This is a genomic window from Amycolatopsis sp. NPDC051045 (assembly GCF_040682955.1).
Taxonomy (GTDB): Bacteria; Actinomycetota; Actinomycetes; order Mycobacteriales; family Pseudonocardiaceae; genus Amycolatopsis.
Window position 1 is genome coordinate 611,608 of the sequence record NZ_JBFBCC010000001.1, and the last position, 22,617, is coordinate 634,224.

General features: G+C 72.2%; 11 protein-coding genes. All 11 read right to left on the reverse strand.

The window, feature by feature from the left end; genetic code table 11:
- Position 1 precedes the first annotated feature (1 nt).
- On the reverse strand, positions 2-14,332 hold the full coding sequence (locus AB0M80_RS02865; RefSeq protein WP_364557881.1) for a type I polyketide synthase: 14,331 nt from the start codon (positions 14,330-14,332) through the stop codon (positions 2-4).
- Positions 14,333-14,372: 40 nt separating this feature from the next.
- On the reverse strand, positions 14,373-15,563 hold the full coding sequence (locus tag AB0M80_RS02870) for a cytochrome P450 (protein ID WP_364557884.1): 1,191 nt from the start codon (positions 15,561-15,563) through the stop codon (positions 14,373-14,375).
- Positions 15,564-15,595: 32 nt separating this feature from the next.
- Entirely contained in the window at positions 15,596-15,811 is a 216-nt protein-coding gene (locus tag AB0M80_RS02875) for a DUF5988 family protein (protein WP_364557887.1), read from the reverse strand.
- Between the two features lie 211 nt (positions 15,812-16,022).
- Positions 16,023-16,892: a Gfo/Idh/MocA family oxidoreductase gene (locus AB0M80_RS02880; RefSeq protein WP_364557890.1), complete on the reverse strand. Its 870-nt coding sequence runs from the start codon at positions 16,890-16,892 to the stop codon at positions 16,023-16,025.
- Positions 16,889-17,872 (reverse strand): Gfo/Idh/MocA family oxidoreductase, encoded by a 984-nt coding sequence (locus AB0M80_RS02885; RefSeq protein ID WP_364557893.1) that lies wholly within the window; start codon positions 17,870-17,872, stop codon positions 16,889-16,891. The genes AB0M80_RS02880 and AB0M80_RS02885 overlap by 4 nt, the downstream gene beginning before the upstream one ends.
- A 68-nt stretch (positions 17,873-17,940) precedes the next feature.
- Positions 17,941-18,639, reverse strand: coding sequence for an ESX secretion-associated protein EspG (locus AB0M80_RS02890; RefSeq protein ID WP_364557896.1), 699 nt, complete (start codon positions 18,637-18,639; stop codon positions 17,941-17,943).
- A 23-nt stretch (positions 18,640-18,662) separates the two neighbouring features.
- Complete coding sequence (locus AB0M80_RS02895) at positions 18,663-19,880, reverse strand: hypothetical protein (RefSeq protein WP_364557899.1); 1,218 nt, start codon at positions 19,878-19,880, stop codon at positions 18,663-18,665.
- Positions 19,880-20,473 (reverse strand): DUF3558 domain-containing protein, encoded by a 594-nt coding sequence (locus tag AB0M80_RS02900; protein ID WP_364557902.1) that lies wholly within the window; start codon positions 20,471-20,473, stop codon positions 19,880-19,882. Before AB0M80_RS02900 ends, AB0M80_RS02895 begins: the two co-directional genes overlap by 1 nt.
- Positions 20,473-20,922 (reverse strand): hypothetical protein, encoded by a 450-nt coding sequence (locus tag AB0M80_RS02905; RefSeq protein ID WP_364557905.1) that lies wholly within the window; start codon positions 20,920-20,922, stop codon positions 20,473-20,475. Before AB0M80_RS02905 ends, AB0M80_RS02900 begins: the two co-directional genes overlap by 1 nt.
- 144 nt (positions 20,923-21,066) lie before the next feature.
- Positions 21,067-21,963 (reverse strand): hypothetical protein, encoded by an 897-nt coding sequence (locus AB0M80_RS02910; RefSeq protein WP_364558570.1) that lies wholly within the window; start codon positions 21,961-21,963, stop codon positions 21,067-21,069.
- Positions 21,964-22,048: 85 nt separating this feature from the next.
- The gene (locus AB0M80_RS02915) at positions 22,049-22,609 is read right to left on the reverse strand and encodes a hypothetical protein (protein WP_364557907.1); all 561 of its coding nucleotides are present in this window, start codon (positions 22,607-22,609) and stop codon (positions 22,049-22,051) included.
- Between the last annotated feature and the right edge of the window lie 8 nt (positions 22,610-22,617).

Sequence of the window (22,617 nt, forward strand, 5' to 3'; positions counted from 1 at the left end):
GTCAGCTCGTCCGGCCGAGGGCCCGTTGCACGAGACCGGAGATGTCCAGTGCGTCGATCAGTTCTGCGTCGTCCGAGAGCGGCACCGCCGGAGCCGCTTCGGCGGGGTCGGTCTCCGTGCCGGTGTCCGCGTCGGCCAAGCCGAGCAGGGTGTCCAGCACGCCCGCCTCCTTGAACCGGGCGAACGACACGGACGCGAGGACCCGCCGCAGGTCGTCCTCCCGCCCCTCCAGGCCGTCGTCGGCGTCCCGGAGGAGCTCGACGCGCAGGTAGCCGACCAGCGCCTCCGGGGTGGGGTAGTCGAAGATCAGCGTCGCCGGCAGCCGCAGCCCGGTGGCCGCGTGCAGGCTGTTGCGGAGGTTGACCGCGGCCAGGGAGTCGAAGCCGACCTCCTGGAACGCCTGCCGCGGCCCGATCCCCTCGGCGCCGCTGTGGCCGAGCACCGTCGAGGCGTGGCCGCGGACCAGCTTCAGCAGGATGCGGTTCTGCTCGGCGTCCGGGACCGCCCGCAGGGAATCCGCGAGCGACGCGGCGGTGCCGCCGTCTTCGCCGTCGTCCTGCGTGGCCTGGAGCACCGCCTTCGCCTCGGGCAGATCGGCGAACAGCGGGCTGGGCCGGACCGAAGTGAACGCCGGGATGAAGGCCGCCCAATCCATGTCGGCCACCGCCACGGACTTCTCGTGGCCGGCGACCGCCTGCACCATCGCGGTGACCGCGAGCTGCGGCGCCATCGGAAGGACACCTCGGCGGCGGAGCTGGGCGAGGGCAGCCTCGTCCATGCCGATGCCGATCTGGTCCAGCGCTCCCCAGGCGATCGACGTCGCCTTCAGGCCCCGGGCCCGGCGCCATTCGACCAGGGCGTCGAGGACGGCGTTCGCCGCGCCGGCCGGGCCCTGGCCACCGCCGCCCCAGACACCCGCGATCGAGGAGAACACGACGAACGCGTCGAGCGGGGTGTCCTCGAACAGCTGGTCCAGCCACACCGCGGTGGCCACCTTGGCGGTGAACACCTCGGCGAGGTCGGCCGGCCCGGTGTCGTCGACGGAGCTGGTCTGCGCGATGTCGGCGGCGTGCACCACGGCGGTGACCGGCTGCTCCGAATCCGCCACCAGCCGCGCGATCCCGTCCCGGTCGGTGTCAGCGCAGAACTGGACCGTGGTGCCGAACTCGGCCAGCTCGGCCCTCAGTTCTTCGACGCCGTCGGTGCCGGTGACGATGAGCCGTTCGGCGCCGGACTGCGCGAGCCAGACCGAGGCGTGCCGGCCGAGTCCTTCGGCCCCGCCGGTCACCACGACGGTCCCCCGCGGTTCCCACCGGCTCGTCGCGGACTCCGGCGCCGGCTTGCGGACCAGCCGCCTGCTGTAGACGCCCGACCGCCGGACCGCGAGCTGGTCTTCCCCCGCGGCGCCGTTCAGGACACCGAGCAGGGCCTGAGCCGTGCGCGCGTCGATCGCGGCGGGCAAGTCGACCAGGCCGCCCCACCGGTCGAGGCGCTCCAGCGCGACGGCGCGGCCGAGCCCCCACACCGCCGCTTGGGCCGGTGCGGTGACCGTGTCCTGGATGCCGATGTTCACCGCGCCGGAAGTGAGGCACCACAGCGGCGCGGCGGCGTTGGTGTCGCCCAGGGCCTGGACCAGCGCGAGCGTCGAAGCGGTGATCTCGGTGGCGTCCGCGGGCCCTCCGTCGAGAGCGAGCAGCGACAGCACGCCGGTGAGGTCGTTCTCCGCCAGCACACCCCGCAACCGCTCGGCGAGCAGTTCCCGGGAAGATTCCTCGATCTCCAGCCGGACGATGTCGAGTCCCTGGCCGGTCAGCTCGTTCAGAAGCGCGTCGGTGGCGCCGGCCGGGACGACGACCAGCCAGCGGCCGCCCGGCACGCCGGTGGCTTCGCGTTCGAGCGGCTGCCAGGTGACCTGGTACCGCAGCTTTTCCGCGGTCGAGCGTTCACGGCGCCGGTCCCGCCACTCCGCCAGCACGGGCACGACGGTGCTCAACGCACCGCGCTGGTCCGGGGCCAGCTCGAGCAGCTCGGCCAGGTTGTCCACATCGGACTGCTCGATCGCGGTCCAGAACTCGGCGTCCGCGCCTTCGGCGACGTCCGTCTTCTCGGTGTCCGCCTCGTGCAGCCAGAAGTGCCGGCGGTCGAAGGCGTACGTCGGCAGGTCCACCCAGCCGGCCGTCGGCAGCAGCCCGGCCCAGTCCACGGCCACGCCCCGGACGAACAGCTCGGCCGCCGAGGCCAGCAAGCGCCGGAGACCGCCGTCGTCCCGCCGCAGCGACCCGGCCACCACCGCGTCGTCGCTGATTTCGCTCAGGGGCTGAACCAGCACCGGGTGGGCGCTGATCTCCACGAACACCGTGTGCCCCAGCCCGGCCAGGTCCGCCACCGAGGGGCCGAACCGCACCTGCTGCCGCAGGTTCCGGTACCAGTAGCCCCCATCGACGACGGCCTGCTCGATCCACGCGCCGAGGACGGTGGAATAGAACGGAATCACCGGAGCCTGCGCGGTGATCCCGTCCAGGGACTTGTCCAGGGTTTCGGCGATGGCCTCGACGTGCCGGGTGTGCGAGGCGTAGTCCACCGCGACCCGCCGTACCCGGACACCGTCGCCGGACAACACGTCCAGAGCCTCGTCGAGGGCCTGCGCGTCCCCCGCGATGACGACCGAGGACGGGCTGTTGACCGCGGCCACCTCGACCCGGTCCGCCCACGGCCCCAGCCGCGCGACCGCGTCCTCCTCGCTCAACGCGACCGACGCCATCCCGCCGCGGCCGGCCAGTTCCGCGGCGATCGCCTGGCTGCGCAACGCAACCACCTTCGCCGCGTCGTCCAGCGACAACGCACCGGACACGCACGCCGCGGCGATCTCGCCTTGGGAGTGGCCCAGCACCGCGTCCGGGACCACACCCAGGGAATTCCACACCGCGGCGAGGCCGACCATCATCGCGAAACTGGCGGGCTGCACCACGTCGACCCGGTCCAGCAGGTCGCCGTCGCCGCGCAGCACGTCGAGCAGCGACCAGCCGGTCCACGGCTCCAGTGCGGCGGCGCATTCCTCGATCCGCGCGGCGAACACCGGCGACGCATCGAGCAGTTCCCGGCCCATGCCGATCCACTGCGAGCCCTGGCCGGGGAACACCCACACGACCTTGCCCGGCTTGCCCGCGCTCCCGGTCACGACGCCGGGCGCGTTCTCCCCGCGGGCCAGCGCCTGCAACCCGGTCTGGGCCTCGTCAGCCGAGCCCGCGATGACGACCGCGCGCTCGTTCAGCGTCGCGCGGCCCGACACCAGGGCACCGGCCACCCCCGCCAACGACTCGTTCTCGAGGACCGCGGCCACCCGGCCGGCCTGCCCGGCCAGCGAACCGGTGCTGCGCGCGGAGACCACCAGGGGCACCACGGAGGCCGCCTCTTCGGCCACGGGTTCTTCGGCGGGTCCTTCTTCGATGATCACGTGCGCGTTCGTGCCGCTGGCCCCGAAGGAGGACACGCCCGCGCGGCGCGGACGGCCGTTCCTCGGCCACTCCCTGGCCTCGGTGAGCACCTCGATCGCGCCCGCCGACCAGTCGACCTGGCTCGTGGGCTCGTCGACGTGCAGCGTGGCCGGCATGACGCCGTTCCGCATGGCCATGACCATTTTGATCACGCCGACGACCCCGGCCGCGGCCTGCGTGTGCCCGATGTTCGACTTCAGGGAGCCGAGCCACAACGGCCGCTCCGGTTCCCGGTCCTGCCCGTAGGTGGCCAGCAGCGCCTGGACCTCGATCGGGTCGCCCAGCGCCGTCCCGGTGCCGTGCCCCTCCACGACGTCCACATCGGACGGTGCCAGCCCGGCCGTGGCCAGCGCGCCGCGGATCACCCGCTGCTGGGACGGGCCGTTCGGCGCGGTCAAGCCGTTCGACGCGCCGTCCTGGTTCACCGCGCTGCCGCGCAGGACCGCCAGCACCCGGTGGCCACGCTCGCGTGCCACCGAAAGCCGTTCGAGGACGACCACGCCGACGCCCTCGGCCCAGCCCGTGCCGTCCGCGCCGTCCGAGTAGGCCTTGCAGCGCCCGTCGGCGGACAGGCCCCGCTGGCGCGAGAACTCCAGGAAGGCGTCCGGGCTGGCCATCACCGTCGCGCCACCGGCGAGCGCCATCGAGCACTCGCCCTGCCTCAGGGACTGCGCGGCGAGGTGCATCGCGACCAGCGACGACGAACACGCCGTGTCCACCGTGACCGCCGGCCCCTCGAACCCGAAGACGTACGCCACCCGGCCCGACGCCACGCTCGAGGCCGTCCCGGTCATCGTGTAGCCCTGGACGTCCTCGGGGACCTCGCGCAGCCGCGTCACGTAGTCGTGGTGGACGATCCCGGTGAAGACGCCGACGTCGGTGCCTCGTGCGGACAGGGGGTCGACACCCGCGCGTTCCAGTGCTTCCCACGACGTCTCCAGCAGCAACCGCTGCTGCGGGTCCATCGCGAGGGCTTCGCGCGGCGAGATCCCGAAGAGCCCGGCGTCGAACTGGGCCGCGTCGTGCAGGAAGCCGCCGGTGCGCGTGTAGCTCGTGCCCGGGTGGGCGGGGTCCGGGTGGTACAGCCCGTCCAGGTCCCAGCCGCGGTCGACGGGGAAACCGGACACCGCGTCCCGCCCCTCGGCCACCAGGTTCCACAGTTCTTCGGGGCTGTCCGCGCCGCCCGGCAGTCGCGTGCTCATGCCCACGATCGCGATCGGTTCGTCGGAGACGGACCGCGTCGCCGTGGCCGGGGCCTGCGGGCGCTCCCCGCGGAGTTCGGCCTGCAGGTGGGCGGCGAGGACCGCCGGGTTCGGGTAGTCGAAGACCAGGGTGCTGGGCAGCTCCACGCCGGTGAAGTCGCGCAGGCGGTTGCGGAGCTTGACCGCGCTGAGGGAGTCGAAGCCCAGGTCCTTGAAGGACCGGTCGAGGTCGAACGCGTCCACCTCACGGTGCCCGAGCACCATCGCGGCGCTCTCGCGGACCAGGTCCAGCACGTCGTGCGCCGGCCGGCCCACGTTCGGCTCCGCCGGTGGCGGGGTGACGCTGACTCCCACCGTGTCGTCGGCGTCGACCCAGAAGCGCTGGTGCTGGAACACGTAGGTGGGCAGGACGGTCCCGACCGCCGTGGCCGGTTCGTCGAGCACGGTCGTCCAGTCCACGGCCACGCCTCGCACGTGCAGTTCGGCGAGCGCGGTGAGGACGTCGGGCACCTCGGCGCCGTTCTTGCGCAAGGTGGCGACGCAGCTCTGCTCGGGTCCGCCGAGCGTGCCGAGCGCCATCGCGGCGAGCGCGCCGCCCGGGCCGAGTTCGAGGTACGTCGCCGCACCCTGGCCGCTCAGCGCGGTGACGGCGTCGCTGAACCGCACGGCGTTGCGCACCTGGTCGACCCAGTAGCCGGGGCTGTCGAGCGCCGCGAGTTCCCCGGTCAGCGTCGAGACGACGGGCAGGGCACCCGGCCGGTACGTCAGGCGCTCCGCGACCGCGCGGAAGTCGTCGAGCATCGGTTCCATGAGCGGCGAGTGGAAGGCGTGGCTGACGGCCAGCCGCCGCGTCTTGCGGCCGCGGCCCGCCAGGTCACCCGCGATGGCGAGCACGGCGTCCTCGGCGCCGGAAAGCACGACGGAGTCGGGGCCGTTGATCGCGGCGACGCAGACCGTGCCGTCGAGCAGGGGCGCGACCTCGTCCTCGGTCGCCTGGACGGCGACCATCGCGCCGCCACCGGGCAGGACCTGCATCAGCCGGCCGCGCGCGGCGACCAGTTCGCCCGCCTCGGCCAGCTCCAGCACTCCGGACACGTGCGCGGCGGTGAGTTCGCCGATCGAGTGGCCGGCGAGGAGATCCGGCCGGACGCCCCACGACTCGAAGAGCCGGAACAGCGCGGTCTCCACCGCGAACAGCGCGCCCTGGGTGTACATCGTCTGGTCGAGCAGCGCGCTGTCGTCGAACACGACCTCGCGCAGCGGACGCTCGCCCAGATGGGTGTCCACGGCGGCACAGGCGGCCTCGAAGGCGTCGCGGAAGACCGGGTACGTCTCGGCGAGTTCGCGGCCCATGCCGGCCCACTGGCTGCCCTGGCCGGTGAAGAGGACGGCCAGCTTGCCGTCGACCGGCGTCCCGGTCACCACGCCGGGGCCGAAGGCGGCGAGGTCGCTGCGGAGCTGTTCCCGGTCGGAGGCCAGGACGACCGCCCGGTGGTCGAGCTGAGCACGCGTGGTGGCCAAGGCGTAGGCGGCATCGGGGACCCGCACGTCGGTCCGGTCGCCGAAGAACCCGGCGAGCCGGTCGGCCTGGCCGCGCAGGCCCGCCGCCGTCCGCGCGGAGACGAGCACCGGCACCAGGAACCCGGCCGGCTCAGGCTGGGGCGTGGTGGCCGGTTCGGGCACTTCTTCGAGGACGACGTGCGCGTTGGTGCCGCCGATGCCGAAGGACGACACGCCCGCCCGGCGCGGGTGGCCGTCGACCGGCCAGTCGCGGGCTTCGGTCAGCAGTTCCACCGCACCCGCCGACCAGTCCACGTGGGACGAAGGCCGGTCCACGTGCAGGGTCCGGGGCAGGACGCCGTGGCGCATGGCCATGACCATCTTGATCACGCCCGCGACGCCCGCGGCCGCCTGCGTGTGCCCGAGGTTGGACTTCACCGACCCGAGCCACAGGGGCCGGTCCCGCTCCTGGCCGTAGGTCGCCAGGAGCGCCTCCGCCTCGATCGGGTCGCCCAGGGTCGTCCCGGTCCCGTGCGCCTCCACCGCGTCGACGTCCGATGTGGACAGTCCGGCGGCGGCCAGTGCCTTGCGGATCACGCGCTGCTGGGACGGGCCGTTCGGGGCCGTGAGGCCGTTCGACGCGCCGTCGGAGTTGACCGCCGACCCGCGGACCACGGCCAGGACCTGGTGGCCCCGGCGGCGAGCCTCGGACAACCGCTCCACCAGGAGCAGCCCGACGCCCTCGGACCAGCCGGTGCCGTCCGCGCCGTCGGCGAACGCCTTGCACCGGCCGTCGGGCGCCAGCCCGCGCTGCCGCGAGAACTCGACGAAGGTCTCCACGGTGCCCATCACCATCACGCCGCCGGCCAGCGCCATCGAGCACTCGCCGCGCTGCAGCGCCTGCACCGCCAAGTGCAGGGCCACCAGCGAGGAGGAGCAGGCCGTGTCGACCGTGATGGCCGGGCCCTCGACGCCGTAGTGGTAGGCGACGCGGCCGGAGAGGACGCTGGCCGAACCCCCGGTGAGGCGGAATCCCTCGACGCCGGCGGCCCGGTGCATCCGCGTGCTGTAGTCGTGGCTGTTGACCCCGGCGAAGACGCCGATGTCCTGCCCGGCCAGGGTGGTCGGGTCGATCGCGGCCCGTTCGAACAGCTCCCAGGACGTCTCCAGCAGCAGCCGCTGCTGCGGGTCCATGGCGAGCGCCTCGTTCGGCGAGATGCCGAAGAAGGCGGCGTCGAACCCGGCGGCGTCGTCGAGGAAGGCGCCGTGCCGCACGTAGGTGGTGCCTTCGTGGTCGGGATCTTCGTGGTAGAGCCGGTCGGTGTCCCAGCCGCGGTCGCCGGGGAACTCGGAGACGGCGTCGACGCCGTCGGCGACCAGCCGCCACAGGTCTTCCGGGCTGTGCACGCCGCCGGGGAAGCGGCACGCCATCGCCACGATCGCGATCGGCTCGTCGGCCGCGGCGGTACCGATCTCGGCCGGCCGGGTGGCCCGGTCACCGAAGAGCTTGGCGTGCAGGTGCCCGGCGAGCGCCGGGGGCTTCGGGTAGTCGAAGATCATCGCCGGGGACAGGGTCAGCCCGGTCGCGGCGGCCAGCCGGTTGCGCAGTTCCACCGCGGTCAGCGAGTCGAAGCCGGCGTCCTTGAACGTCCGTCCCGTGTGGACGGCGTCGACGCCGGTGTGGCCGAGCACCTCGGCGGCGTGCCGCCGCACCAGGTCGAGCAGGGCCTCGGTTCGCCCGGCCTCGTCCAGGCCGGCGAGGCGTTCGGTCAGCGACGCCGTCCGGCCCGCGGTGGCGGCCGTCCGGCGCGGCAGCGGAGCCAGGCCCCGCAGCAGCGGCGGCACCGTGCCCTCGGCCTTCGCCGTCGCCCGCAGGGCCGCCACGTCGAACTTCGCCGCCACGAGGGCGCCGCCGGTGCCGATGGCGGCGTCCAGCAGCGCCATGCCCTCGTTGGCGGCGAGTCCCGACATCCCGATCCGCCGGTTGCGGCGCAGGTCGGCGGCCCCCAGGTGTTCGGTCATGCCGCTGACCGCCGACCAGTACCCCCAGGCAATGGACACCGCGGGCAGGCCGAGGCGGTTTCGCTGGTGCGCCAAGGCATCCAGCCCGGCGTTGGCCGCGGCGTAGCCGGCCTGGCCCGGGTTGCCCAGCACGCCCGCCGCCGAGGAGAACAGCACGAACGCGGCGAGGTCGGCGTCCCGGGTGAGCTCGTCCAGGTGCTGTGCGGCGTCCACCTTCGGCCGCCGCACGGTGGCGATCCGGTCCGGGGTCAGCTCGGTGACCACCCCGTCGTCCAGGACGCCGGCGGTGTGCACCACGGCGGTGAGCGGGTGCTCGGCCGGGATCGCCCGCAGGACGGCCTCGAGCTGCGCCCGGTCCGCCGCGTCGCAGGCGGTGATGGTGACCGACGCCCCGAGGGCGGTCAGCTCGTCGTGCAGTTCGGGGGCTTCGCCGCGGCGGCTGATCAGGACCAGGTGCCGGACGCCGTGGGCGGTGACGAGGTGCCGGGCGGTCAGCGCACCGAGCGTTCCGGTGCCGCCGGTGATCAGCGCGGTGCCTTCCGGATCGAGCGGGCGGGGGTCCTGCGACGCGGATACCCGGGCCAGCCGGGGCACCTCCGCGACGCCGTTCCGGACCCGCACCTGCGGTTCCCCGCTCAGCAGCACGGCGGGCAGCACGGCGGGGTCGTCGAGGTCGGCCAGCACGATCCGGCCGGGGTGTTCCGACTGCGCCGAGCGCACCAGGCCCCAGATCGCGGCCGCGTCGGGTTCGGCGCAGTCGCCGGTGACCACGGCCAGCCGGGTTTCGGCCCGTCCCGGGTCCGCGAGCCAGGCCTGGAGCTCGGCCAGGGTCTCCTCGACCGACGTGGCTTCGTACCGCAAGACATCAGCCGTGGGCTCGCGTTCCACGGCGGGGAGCGGGATTTCCGTCCACTCGACGCGGAAGAGCGCGTCGGTGGTCCCCGCTTCGGCGGCGAACGGCGTGCCGCGCACCGCTTCGACGGTCAGGACGGGCTGCCCGGCCGGGTCGGTCAGCCGCAGGCCGGTCGCCGTCGGCGTCGCGGTCACGGTCGTGGCCCCGGAGGCCAGCAGGGTCACCCCGGTCCAGACGGACGGGAGCAGGCCGTCGCCGACGACCGTGCGGACGGCCGCGTCCAGCAGCGCGGGGTGGATCCCGTACCGGTCCGCGTCGCGCAAGCCGGCCACGGTGACTTCGGTGGCGTCTCCCGCTGAAGTCCCCCTATCGGTCACGGCGGCGGCGGGAGCAAGCGTGCCGTGGGCGTGCCGCGTCCACGGATCTTCCAGGGAGGCGCCCGCGGCCCGGGAGAAGATTTCGATCGATCGCCGCCGCGTCTCGCCGGGTTCGCCGACGAGCAGCTGGACGTCCCGGCCACCGCGTGGCGGCAGCAGCACCGGCGCGTCGACGGTCAGTTCGTCGAGGACGGGAGTGGCGGCCAGGTCGCCCAGGCGGATGGCCGCCTCGACCAGTGCCGCGTTCGGCACCAGCCGGTCCGCGAGCCAGGGGAGGTTCCGGAGCGACCAGGTGGCCATGGCCGTCAGGCGCGCCGAGCCGGGGTCGCTGACGACGGTGCCCAGCAGCGGGTGACCGGCCGTCGCCGGCTCGGCCGGCTCGAGCCAGTAGTGCCGGCGGTCGAAGGCGTAGGTCGGCAAATCGACCCAGCCGGACGCGGGCACGATCCCGGCCCAGTCCACGTCGACGCCGCGGACGAACAGTTCCGCCATCGAGGTCAGCAGCCGCCGCAGGCCACCGTCGTCACGCCGCAACGACCCGACGACGACGGCACCCTGGGTGAGCTCGCTCAGGGGCTGGACCGTCACGGGGTGCGCACTGATCTCGACGAACGCCGTGTGCCCCTGCGCGAGCAAGGCCGCCGCCGCGGCACCGAACCGCACCTGGTTGCGCAGGTTGCGGTACCAGTACCCGCCGTCCAGGACGCCGGCGTCTCGCACCCACTCGCCGGTGACGGTCGAGAAGAACGGCACTGCGGGTGCCTGCGCGCCGATCCCGGCCAGCGCCTGGTCCAGGGTGGCGCGGATGTCCTCCACGTGCCGGGTGTGCGAGGCGTAGTCCACCGCGACCCGCCGCACCCGGATCCCTTGCCCGGTCAGGGCTTCCACCGTCTCGTCGAGGGCTCGGGCGTCCCCCGCGATCACCACCGACGACGGGCCGTTGACGGCGGCGACCTCGACCCCGTCCGCCAGCCGCGAGACCACGTCGTCCTCGCTCAAGGCGACCGACGCCATCCCACCGCGACCGGACAGCTCCGCCGCGATCGCCTGGCTGCGCAACGCGACCACCTTCGCCGCGTCTTCCAGCGACAACGCACCCGACACGCAGGCGGCCGCGATTTCGCCCTGGGAGTGACCCAGTACGGCGTCCGGGCGCACGCCCACGGACTCCCACACCGCGGCCAGCCCCACCATCACCGCGAAACAGGCGGGCTGCAGCACATCGACCCGGTACAGCAGCCCGGGGCCTTCGCCGCGCAGCACGTCGACCAGCGACCAGTCGACCCACGGCTCCAGCGCGGCCGCGCACTCGGCGATCCGCTCGGCGAACACCGGAGAGGAATCCAGCAGCTCACGGCCCATGCCGTGCCACTGCGTCCCCTGCCCCGGGAACACCCACACGACCTTGCCCGGCGCAGCCGAGCCGGTCAGCAGACCGGCCGCGCTTTCCCCGCGCGCCAGCGCACGCAGCCCGGCCAGGGCTTCCTCGTGTGATCCGGCCACGACGACGGCGCGGTCGTCCAGCACCGCGCGACGCGACACCAGCGCCCCCGCCACCGCCGCCGGCGAGATCCCAGGGTGGTTTTCGAGGAAGGTGGCCAAGCGCGCGGCCTGCCCGGAAAGCGCTCCGCGTGCCGACACCACGAAAGGCACCACCGGGGCCGCCGGCACCACCGGCTTCTCGGCGGGCACCGGTTCCTCGGCCGGCGCCTCCTCCAGGATCAGGTGCGCGTTCGTCCCGCTGACGCCGAACGAAGAAACCCCGGCCCGGCGCGGACGGCCGTCGCGCGGCCACGCACGCGCCTCGGTGAGCAGCTCGACCGCACCGGCGGACCAGTCCACCTCGGTCGTCGGCTGGTCGACGTGCAGCGTCGGAGGCAGCACCTCGTGCCGCAACGCCTGCACCATCTTGATCACGCCCGCCACACCCGCGGCCGCCTGCGCGTGCCCGATGTTGGACTTCAGCGAACCCAGCCACAACGGCTTCCCGGGCTCCCGTTCCTGCCCGTAGGTGGCCAGCAGGGCCTGCGCCTCGATCGGGTCACCGAGGGTCGTCCCGGTCCCGTGCGCTTCGACGACGTCCACATCGGACGGAGCCAGCCCGGCCCCGGCCAGTGCCCGGCGGATCACCCGCTGCTGCGAGAGGCCGTTCGGCGCGGTCAGCCCGTTGGAGGCGCCGTCCTGGTTCACCGCGCTGCCGCGCAGGACCGCCAGGACCCGGTGCCCGCGCTCCCGCGCCACCGAAAGCCGCTCCAGCACGACCACGCCCACGCCCTCGGACCAGCCGGTCCCGTCGGCCGCCGACGCGAACGCCTTGCAGCGCCCGTCGGGAGCCAGCGCCCGCTGGCGCGAGAATTCCACGAACGAGCCCGGCGTCGCCATCACCGTGACCCCACCGGCGAGCGCCATCGAGCACTCGCCCTGCCGCAGCGCCTGCGCGGCCAGGTGCATCGCGACCAGCGACGACGAACAGGCCGTGTCCACCGTGACCGCCGGCCCCTCCAGGCCGAGCACGTACGACACCCGGCCCGACGCCACGCTCGACGCGACCCCCGTGGTGACGAACCCCTCGAGTTCGGGCGCCACCGCACCCCCGGCGGCGTAGCCCTGGCCCATCAGGCCGGAGAACACGCCGACGTCGGCGCCCTTCAACCCGACCGGGTCGACTCCGGCGCTTTCCAGCGCCTCCCACGACGTTTCCAGCAGCAGCCGCTGCTGCGGGTCCATGGCGACGGCCTCACGCGGCGAAATCCCGAAGAACCCGGCGTCGAAGTTCCCCGCGTCGTGGAGGAAGCCGCCCTTGCTGACGTACGAAGTGCCGGCGCGTTCCCGCTCGGGGTCGAACAGGCTCTCCAGGTCCCAGCCGCGGTCGTCGGGGAACTCGGAGACGGCGTCGACGCGCTCGGCCACCAGCCGCCACAGGTCGTCCGGGGAAGCCACCCCGCCCGGCAACCGGCACGCCATCCCCACGATCGCGATCGGTTCACCGGGGTCGGCCACCACGACCGGCTCGGTGACCGGCCGGGTGATCCCGAGGAGCTCGGCCCGGAGGCGGGCGGCCAGCGCCACCGGCGTCGGGTGGTCGAAGACGGCACTGGTGGGCAGCCACCGGCCGGTGTGCTCGGTCAGCCGGTTGCGCAGCTCGACGATGGCCAGCGAGGTGAAGCCCAGATCGCGGAACGCGCGGTCGGCCGGGACCGGCTGCCCCAGTACGTCGGCGGCCTGGGTGCGGACGAGATCCGCCAGCAGTTCGCCCTGCGCGCGTTCGTCCAAACCGGACAGCCGGGCACCCAGGGCCGCCGCGACGGCCTCGTCGGGCTCGCTCTGCCGGGACGGCTCCTGGTGTTCCGCCGCCGCGTACCGCAGGCGGCCGGGCTCGTCGGCCAGCAGGCGCCGCTGGACCTTGCCCGAGGCGGTCCGGGGGATGTGGGCGACTTCGTGGATCCGCTCCGGCACCTTGTAGGCGGAAAGCTGCGCGCGGCACCGGTCGAGCAGCGCCGCGGGGTCGAACCCGGACGGGCCGGGGATCACGTACGCGACCGGCACCTCGCCGAGCGTGTCGTGCGGTGCGCCGCCGACCGCCGCGTCGGCGACGCCGTCGACGGTGCGCAGGACCGCCTCGACCTCGCCGGGGTGGATGTTCGCCCCGCCCCGGATGATGAGTTCCTTGATCCGGCCGCAGATGGTGAAGTAGCCGGCGTCGTCCCGCCGGGCCAGGTCACCGGTCCGGAACCAGCCGTCCCGCATCGCCGCGGCGGTCGCCTCCGGGCTGTTGTGGTAGCCGATCATGACGTTCGGCCCGCTGACCCAGACCTCGCCTTCCTGGCCGGCGGGGACGTCGAGCCCGGTGTCGGGGTCGACGACGCGCACCCCGACCCCCGGCACGGGCAAGCCGCAGGAGCCGTCGACCTGGGCGCCGTCCGGCGGGTTCATGGTGATGGCCCCGCAGGTCTCGGTGCTGCCGTAGGCGTCGATCAGCGGGACCCCGAAGGTCTCCTCGAACTCGCTCCGCAGCCCGGCGCCGAGGACCGCTCCCCCGGCCAGGCCGATGCGCAGGTTCGGGGCCGAGAACCCGCGCTGCCGGGCGGCCCGCACCAGGTGGTGGTAGGTGGTGGGCACGCCGGCCAGGAACGTCGAGTCCTCCGCGCGGATCAGCCGCATCACGTCGTCGGCGGAACTGCCGTCCATGATCCGGACGGTGGCGCCGACCACGGTGGCGGACAGGACGCAGGCGATGTGCGAAAGGCTGTGGAACAGCGGGAGCGGCCAAAGCACCCGGTCCTGGTCCGTCAGCCCCGGGATCGGCACGTAGCAGGAGGCGACGGACCAGAGGCAGTTGCGCTGCGTCGACACGACGCCCTTGGGCCGGCCCGTCGTCCCCGACGTGTAGAACATCCAGGCCGGTTCGTCGAGCTCGAGGTCGTCCGGGGCGGGCTCGGCCGGTTCACTGACGGCGAGCTCGTCGAACGACTGGGCGCCTGCCGGGACGTCGTCGCCGGTCACCAGCAGCTTGACGTGCGGCGCGAGCCGGAGCCGGGCCGCCTGCGCGGCATCGGTGATGACCACCGTGGCGCCGCTGTCGGTCAGCGGGTACTCCAGCTCGGCCGTCGCCGAGCCGGGGTTGAGCGGCACGCCCACGCCGCCGGCGCGCAGGACCGCGAAGTAGCTCTCCACAGTGGACACGCGGTTGCCGAGGCAGATCGCCACCCGGTCCCCGTGCCGGACACCGAGACCGGCCAGGTGCCCGGCCAGCCGGCGCGTCCGCGCCTCCAGGTCGCCGTAGGTGACCGACCGGTGGTCGTCGGCGAAGGCCGGCTTGCCGGCGAAACGGGTCGCGTTCTCCAGGAGTGCGACGTGAAGTGGCTTGATGAGATCGGTGCGCACTGTGCCGCAGATCCTTTCGGCGGTTCGGGGGAAGAGACGCTCACCAGGAGACGGGAAGCTCCTTCACCGAGAAGACGGAACCCTTCAGCCGCAACGGCACCTCGTCGGCCGGGACGGCCAGCCGGAGGTCGGGGAACGCCCGCAGGAGCGCCGTGAAGCCCGCCCGGAGCTCGATGCGCGCCAGGTTTTGGCCCAGGCACTGGTGGATGCCGAAGCCGAACGCGACGTGGCCGGAGGTGTCCCGCTCGATGTCCAGCTCCGCGGGACAGGCGAACTTGGCCGGGTCGCGGTTGGCCGCGGGCAGCGACACCGTCACTGTGTCGCCCTTCCGGATCAGCTCGCCCTCCAGCTTCACGTCTTCCAGCGCGGTGCGGTAGGTGTGGTACTGGTTGACGGTCAAGTAGCGCAGGAGCTCTTCGATCGCGGCGTCGAGCTTCGCCGGCGCCGCGCGCAGCGCCGCCAGCTGGTCGGAGTGGTGCAGCAGCGCGAAGGCGCCGACGGACAGCGCGCCCTCCGTGGTCTCGTACCCCGCGAACAACAGCAGGGTGACGATGTTGCGCAGCTCCTCCTGGGTCAGGTCCTCGTTGACGAGCGAGCTGATCAGGTCGTCCTGGGGCTGCTGACGTCGCCGCTCGATGACCTCGTCGAAGAACGCGCCGGCCACCTCGTAGGCGGCCGCGGCCTCGGCCGGGTCCGCTTCCGCGTCGTGCAGGAGGGTCACCGCGGGCACGTACCGGTCGCGTTCCTCGTAGGGCAGGCCGACCAGCTCGCCCAGCATCCGCAGGACGAGCGGCTTGGCGAAGTCCGCCACCACGTCCGCGGGGGCGCCCTTGGCCCGCATGACCTCGATCTGCTCGGCGGCCACGGCTTCGACGCGCGGGATGAGCCGGCTGGTGCGGCGGACGGTGAACTCGCCCGTCAGCAGCTTGCGGTACCGCGTGTGCTCGGGCGGGTCCATGTGGATGAACATCCCGGGGATCAACGGGTGGGTCGGGATCACCTGGCCCTGGTGCGTCACCGGGAAGTGGCCGACCTCGCAGCTGTGGCTGAACCGCAGGTCGCTGAGGACCTCGCGCACCAGCTCGTAGCTGGAAACGATCCAGCCGACGTGCCCATCCGGGTAAACCATCTTCGCGAGCGGACGTTCTTCGCGCAGAGAGTCGAATACCGCGGGCGGATCGAACTTGTCGGTCCGCGCCCACGGCACCTCGAAGGATATTGCGTCGGTCATGGAAACCTTTCCCGTGGGAGATCCGGTGCGTTTTATTCGGCGATCTTCGTCCGGTGCGACCACCGGAAGACCGCGATTTCGCAGCCGTCGACGGCCTGGAATTCCCCGCCGTGCACGAAGTGCTCGTAACCGGCCCCGTGGCGGATCTTGAGCGTGTGCTCCAACGCGGACGCATCAACGCTGCGGTGCGTCACCGCCAGTTCGGCCGGCCCGCCGCTCAGCGCGATTTTCACCTGCGTAGCACTCATCGCGGTCTCCACCTCTCGACGATCTCAGTCGAACTGTTTCGGGGATCTCCCAGCACAGACCAGTGTTTTCATTCTCGATTCAGGCTAGGCGAGCCACCACCAGGCGACATCCCTCACTCTGGTAGAGCCCTTTTGCGCGGTCACTGGAGGCACCACGAAAAGGGGCTTCCTCCTGTGGCACAGGAGAAAGCCCCTTCGAGACGAAGCCGCGTCAGCTTCCGGGCGGCAGGTCGACGGGCTGCCCGGTGTGCGCCGATTCGTAGGCCGCCTGGACGATCCTGGCCGTCCGCAGGGCGGCCTGTCCGTCCGGCCCGAGCCCACCGCCGTCGCCCAGGAAGTCCTTGAGCAGCAACGCATACAGGTCTTCGCCGCCCGGCTCCCGTCGTTCACCGCCGAGGGCGGCGTCGAACCCGCCGAGCAGCCGCGGACCGGCGTCGTACGCCACGCTGGCCTTGTCCCCGATGAAGGTGACCGCCGGCCACCCGGTCGCCGAGACGCTGCGGCTGCAGTCGAACGAGGCGACTTTCCCGCTCCGATACCGCACGGTCAGCACGGCCGCGCTTTCGGCTTCCTGTCCATTGAGGACGTTGTTCGTCTGGGCGTACACCTGCTGCGCGGGCTCGCCGTCGAGCACCGCGTCCACCAGGTCGAGCAGGTACGGCGCGGTGGCACCCAGCGTCCCGCCGTCCGCACTCGTTTCGAGCGAGCCGAGAACCGTCGTCAGCTCGCCGACGATCCCATCGGCGATTCCCTTGCGCACCACGGCGAACGCCTCGCCGTAGCAGGCCGGAGAAGCGAAGGTGAGCCGGACGCCGTCGCAGGCGTCCACCATGGCCCTCAGGTCGGCTTCCTTGGCTGCGGGCGGGTATTCGCACAGCACGTGCGCCCCGGCCTCGGCCGCCCGCTGGACGAGTTCGAGACGGCGGTCGACTTCCCCGGTGACGACGACAGCCGCGGGGCGCGCGGCGAACAGCGCGTCCCAGCTGTCCGCGGCGAGCAGGTCGACGTCCGGCAGGTCGCGCAGCGGTTCGGCGTAGATTTCGGCGCGCTCGGGCGCGGACGACAGGACGGCGACCTTCACGCTGCTCCCCTCATCGGCAGTTCGACGGCGCGCCCGGTCCACGCGGACTCGGCCGCGGCGTGGATGATCCGGACGGCGGCCAGCGCGTCCTGCGCCCCGATGCGCGGCTCGGGGCCGCCGGCGAAAGCCGTGGCGAACTCGCGCATTTCGGTGGCGAACACCGACGGCCCGCCCCAGCCGAAGTTTTCGGCCACGCCGTCGACCACCCGGACCTCCTGGGGCCACTCGGAGTCGTAGCTGACCGTGCCACCGGTGCCCGAGACGTGGAAGGCGACCCGCACGGGCGGCCGCGGCGTGGCCGTCCACCGGCTCACGACCTGGCTGATGGCGCCACTGGCGTGGGTGAGCACGGCAGTCCCGGTCGCGACGGCCCCCTCGGGTGCCGGAGTGGCGATCTCGCCCTGGTAGCAGGCGTACACCCGGACGACGTCCCCGAAGACCCAGTGGGCGAGGTCGGCGCCGTGCAGCAGCTGGTCGGTCAGGATGCCGCCCGACCGCGCGGAGGCGTGCCCGGTCCAGGGCCGCGGGTGGTAGGCGGAAAAGGAGAACCGGCCGACCGCACCCTCCCCCAGCCGCCCGCTCGCCACGAGCTCGTGGAGCCGCGCGTACGGCGCGGCGAACCGCACATCATGGGCGGCGTAGAGCCGAACCCCGGCCCGTTCCGCCGCGGCAACGATCTCTTCGGCCTCTTCGGCACTGGCGGCCAGCGGTTTCTCGCACACGATGCCCACCCCGGCGGCAATGGCGGCCATGGCGATCTCGTGGTGACTCCCGGTCGGCGTGCAGATGTCGACGGCATCGGCCCCATCGAGCGCCTCGGCCAGCGACCCGGCGGCCGCGGCCCCGAACTCCGTCGCCAGCTCGACCCCCCGGCCGTCTTCGGAGTAGACCCGCACGGCGGCCCCGGTCCCGAGCCACGCTTCCAGGTGCAACCGGGCAATCAGCCCGGCACCGATCAGGGCCACCTCGAGCTGCCGCATGGAATTCCTCACCGACGTCTTCGCGTACCGGGCTCGATCAGACTCGCCCAGACCGCGGGCAGGAGCCATTACCAACGTGGGTAGTTCGGTTCCAGCTCGTGCCACAGCTCGTCGATCTTGGCGACCAGCGCCTGGTCGGAACCCCCGGCGGTGACGACGAACCGGCCATCGGTGTGGCTGAGCCAGCGCCCCTGTTCGGTGTCGACGAAGGTGACGGGTTCGCTCCGCCGAAGGCCCCGGTGGTCCCGGACGCCGACGAAGACCTGGCCACCCGCCGACCGCGGTTGCGCGAAGATCGCCGCAACCCGGGCGGCCTGGCCGTGGGGTTCTTCGACGGCCAGATCCGCGACGGGCACCGAGTACGAGACGGACCGGGCGGGCGGGTGCTCGGGCAGCTCGCGGACAACGGTCCTGGCCAGGGCCTCGATCCGCGCGGGCCGAAGCAGGATCCGGCCGTCCCGGGGCAGGTAGCACGCGAAGGCCCCGCACCGCCGCCCGGCGGCGGCGTGCAGCCGGTAGGTCAGTTCTTCGGTCTGCACGTAGGCCGACACCGCGGCCGGAGCGCGGCAGAGGAGCCGCAGGCTGTCTTCGAGGTCGTCACCGGGCTCGTCCCGGTCGAGAAACCCCTCGGCGGCGAGCTCTTCGCGGGCGGCTTCGGCCCGGGCGGCTTCCGCGTCCGGGCTGCGCCACACCGGCTCGGGAGCGAGCACGGCGGGGAGCGTGAGCCCGAGCCGTTCGGCCGCCCAGTGCACGCTCGCCGCGGTCATGACGGCTTCGTGCCGAACGACCATCAGGCACCGATGGTCGGCGGAACCGGCTTCATCCCGTCCGGAAAGCCACCGAACAGCTCGTCGGGATCGGGCTCCTGGAGGATGTCGAGCCGCTTGTGCTCCTTGTCCTCGTCTTTCTCGCGGCCACGCCCCATGGGTCCGCCCATGGCGCCGGCACCCGGCTTCCCGGAGGCGCCGGTCGGACCGGTTCGCGCCACCCCGGGTTCGCCGAACCGCCCGGCACCGCTCCGCCCACCGGGCTCGCTTCCGGTAACGCGTCCACCGCGCGCACCACCGGTCTCGTTTACGGTTCCGGGCGTACCGATCCGGCCCGTCCCGCCCGGGCCGCCGATCGCCGGCACACCCGGGCCGAGGCGGGCGTTGATGTCCCCGGATCCGCCGTCCCGCCCGAAGCCACCACCGGGCAAGCTCGGGCCGATCGGCCCGGGCCGGTTGGTGCCGTCGCCGGGACCGACGTGCGCGACCGGTGACAGGCCGGTGGTGTGGGTCGCGTCGTCCTGGCCGGGCACGGTGGGCTGACCGGCAGTGTCCTGGCCGGTCGTGGTGTGGGTGTCCGCGCTCGGACGCTGCTGCTGCCAGGAGGTGTCCTGCCCGGACACGTCGGTGCCGCGGTGCTCGACCGGCGTGGTGCGATCGGTGCCCGCCCGGTGGTCGTCGCGGCCGCCGGGCGGAGTGACGGCCGGCGGCTTCTCGGCGTGCTCGATATCGGCACCACCCGCGGGAAGCGTGAGTTCGCCGTAGTCGCGCGGCAGGGCGGCGGTGTTGTCATTGCTCTGGCTGTTGTAGGTGCCGTAGTGCTGGACGACCTCTCGAGCCTTGGCGTTCCACCCGGCGACCTCTTCGTCCTTGTGGGTGAGCATCGGCAGATGCCGGCTGAGAAAGTCTTCCTGGGGCTGGGGTCCGGGCCCGTCGCCCACCTTGTTCCGCAGGTCGGCGTAGTCGGAGCCCTGAGTCATCAAGGAGCTTTGCGCGGCGGCAAGGTGAACGGCACTGACCTCCGAGGCGGCGAGCAGCGGCCCGGCCCCGGCCTGCGCTTGGGCCGCGGCGTTGCCGGACCAGGCTTCGCTCATGGCCGACTGGAGGCGGGTCATCATGTCCCGCGCCTCGATGTGTTTGGTCGCCATTTGCTGGGCCAGCTCGCTGGAAGCGAAAAGACTGTTGGGGCCATCGCCGGACTTGAGGAAGTCGACGATCTGCTGAGCGGTGTACTCGGTCATCAAGCACCCGCCTTCATGGTGGACACCGCCAGCTCGGCAGCTTTCTGCGCCACCGGACACGGGTTCGCATAATCCTTTGCATCGGACGAAATCGTCACCTGCACGCTGTAGAGCCGATCATCACTCACCGCCACCTCGGCAGAACACTTGCCTTGTGGCTGAACATCAAGCAGGTCAGTCAGTACACCCGGATAGCCGGCGATATCGGCAACCGGCTGGAAGTACGGCAGGCCACCCTGCTCGTGCTTTTTGTAGAGGCCGGCCAGGCTGCCACTGCTCAGGAATCGCGTGCCCACGGTCACACCGCCCTCGTCAAGACCATTCCAAGTGCAGCTCGGGCCAAGCGCGTCTTCGGGCATTGACTTCGGCTGTCTCGTGATCCCGAATTCGGCGAGCTGTTCTGGTGTCAGCACAACGCACGGTTCCTTCTCGAACCGCGAGACATCCAACGGCCGCGAAACCTTTGGTACGCCCGCGCCGCCGACGTCGGACGGCGATGCACTGGCCACCGGTGACGGCTTGCCGGCAACGCCGGTCGAGCATCCCGCCAGCAAGAACGCCAGACCGACAACCGCCATTGTCTTCGCGCGCATCAGAGATCCGTCCCCATGATGGTAAATACGTCGCTCGTCGAGCTTTCCCTGTGCTGGTACTTCGCGATCATCTTCGTCAGCGAATCCACGTAAGCTGCCGCATAGTTGTACTGATCCTCGACGCTGCGCGCGTAGAGCTCGGCGTGTGTCAACGCCGCTCGATTCTGCGTAACGCTTGACTCGTCGGCAGCAGGAGGGACGACATAACCCAGGTCGGTTGCACGCTGGCGGAGCCAGTCGAGAGTGTCCCGTAGCTCCATCCACTGCGGCAGCAACGCCTGCATCTGTTCCACATCCAGCCGGAACCCACCCGAACCGCGGGCGGCGGCCTGGTTCAGGCGCTCCTGAAGCACGATCATCTCCGTCGCGTGGACGCCCTTGAACGACGGGTCGTCGGCCGGAACGCGGTACCCCGCCGCACCCGTCACGCTTCGCGCGAAATCAGGCATGCAGAACTTCCTCCCCGAAGCTCCCGTGAGCGCCCGAACACACTCGGTCAACAAATCAAGCTATCAGACGACGGGGAGTCAGTCAGTCGTTCCACCGAGTTGACCATGTCACCCGGATGGAGGGGGTGCCGAGGAGGAAGCGCCCTACTTCGACGGAGAAGGCGACGGAGAAGCAGGAGCCTGCGCAGCCGGAACCTTCGGCGCGTTGTAGGTATCCATATCGGTGATCTTCCACTTGTCCCCCTGCAGCTGGGCGTTCAAGTGGAGCTGGGCGGTGCCCGCCGTGGTCTTCTTCGTGTCCGTGCGGGTCGATGTCTGGTCGACGAAGACCATCACCTTCGCCAGGTCGCCGTTCAGCATGATCACCGCGGAGCGCGTCACCTTGCACGTCACGATCATCTTCTGCTGCGGCGCCAGCCGCTTGACCTCGCCCATCAGGGAGTTGTACTTGTTCCGGACGTCGTCGTTGGCGAGCAGGTCGTTCGCCGCGTCCTCGGTTTTCTTGATGTTGTTGAAGTCGTAGGAAAACAGCGACTCGGCCGCCTTCGACACCGCGTCCTTGACCTGGGCCGTCTTCGCGACGTCCAGGAGCGCCGTGTTGCTGGTCGCCGAGGAGACCTTGACCTCCTCGGACTTGAACCAGTACGCCAGGCCGCCCAGGATCAGCGCCACCAGCACCAGCGCGCCCGCGACGACGTAGGTCCGGGAAACCGCCGAACCCGCCGGCGAGGACGGCTCGTCCCCGGTGACCGGAACCTCGGATTCCTCCGTCGGCTTCGCGATCCCGGTGTCGCGCTGCTTCCGCCGCGGTGCCGGCCGCGCAGGAGCCTCCTCGTCGGCCGACGGCTCACCCGTGAGCGCATCCGCCTGCGGTTCGGTCTCGACCGCCGCGAACACCTGCGTGTCCTCGGCCGGTGAACCGCTGGTGGACTCCGCCGGCTCGGCGGGCTGGGCGACCGGCCGGGGCACCGGCCGCGGACGCGGCTTGGCGGGCAGCTCGGCGGCGGACTCGTCCGCCGGAGGCTTGCGCAGACCGGCCACGCGCGGCCGGCGCGACGGCGGGGTGCTGCTGCTGCGAGGCGGCTGGCGGCGGGAGGGGGGCACTACGGGCTCCTTCTGGGTGACGCTACTGGCCGGCCGCGACGAGCGGGACACTGTCGATTCCGGACAGCTTCCACTCCTCGCCCACCCGGGTCATCGACACTTCGAGGCGCAACGGCTTCGCGCTGCTCTTGTCGCCCTGGGTGACGGTCGTGGCGATGGCGGCGAGGAAGCTGGCCTTGCCTTCGTGGTCGTCCAGCTCCTCGACGGCGATGTCCTGGACGTCCGTGGTGACCTTCGTCTTGGCGTCGGAGAGCGCCTTGCGGAACGTCGGCGCCGACTGGTCGATCTGCTGCGACATCTTGTCGTCCGACACGGACTTCTGCCGGGCGAAGAAGCCGTCGAGGTCGGTGTAGTCGACCTCCGTGTAGGCCTTCAGCGCGTTGGTGCCCGCCTTGACCACGGCCTCGCGCGAGGCCGCCAGGCCGGCGTTGTCGTCGGCCGCGGCCGCCCACCACTGGATCCCGAAGAACGCGGCGGCGATCAACGCGGCCAGCGCCAGCGCCCCGGCGCCGAGCACCAGGGTCCGCGAGGGGTCCTTCGGCGGTGCCGGGGAGGACTCCGCGGCCGGCTCGTCCGTGCTCATGACACTCC

Coding starts and splice junctions, on each gene's coding strand:
- AB0M80_RS02895 (WP_364557899.1), bottom strand. CDS start 19,880: ATGACCGAGTACACCGCTCAGCAGATCGTCGACTTCCTCAAGTCCGGC.
- AB0M80_RS02875 (WP_364557887.1), bottom strand. CDS start 15,811: ATGAGTGCTACGCAGGTGAAAATCGCGCTGAGCGGCGGGCCGGCCGAA.
- AB0M80_RS02890 (WP_364557896.1), bottom strand. CDS start 18,639: ATGACCGCGGCGAGCGTGCACTGGGCGGCCGAACGGCTCGGGCTCACG.
- AB0M80_RS02905 (WP_364557905.1), bottom strand. CDS start 20,922: ATGCCTGATTTCGCGCGAAGCGTGACGGGTGCGGCGGGGTACCGCGTT.
- AB0M80_RS02900 (WP_364557902.1), bottom strand. CDS start 20,473: ATGCGCGCGAAGACAATGGCGGTTGTCGGTCTGGCGTTCTTGCTGGCG.
- AB0M80_RS02915 (WP_364557907.1), bottom strand. CDS start 22,609: ATGAGCACGGACGAGCCGGCCGCGGAGTCCTCCCCGGCACCGCCGAAG.
- AB0M80_RS02870 (WP_364557884.1), bottom strand. CDS start 15,563: ATGACCGACGCAATATCCTTCGAGGTGCCGTGGGCGCGGACCGACAAG.
- AB0M80_RS02885 (WP_364557893.1), bottom strand. CDS start 17,872: ATGCGGCAGCTCGAGGTGGCCCTGATCGGTGCCGGGCTGATTGCCCGG.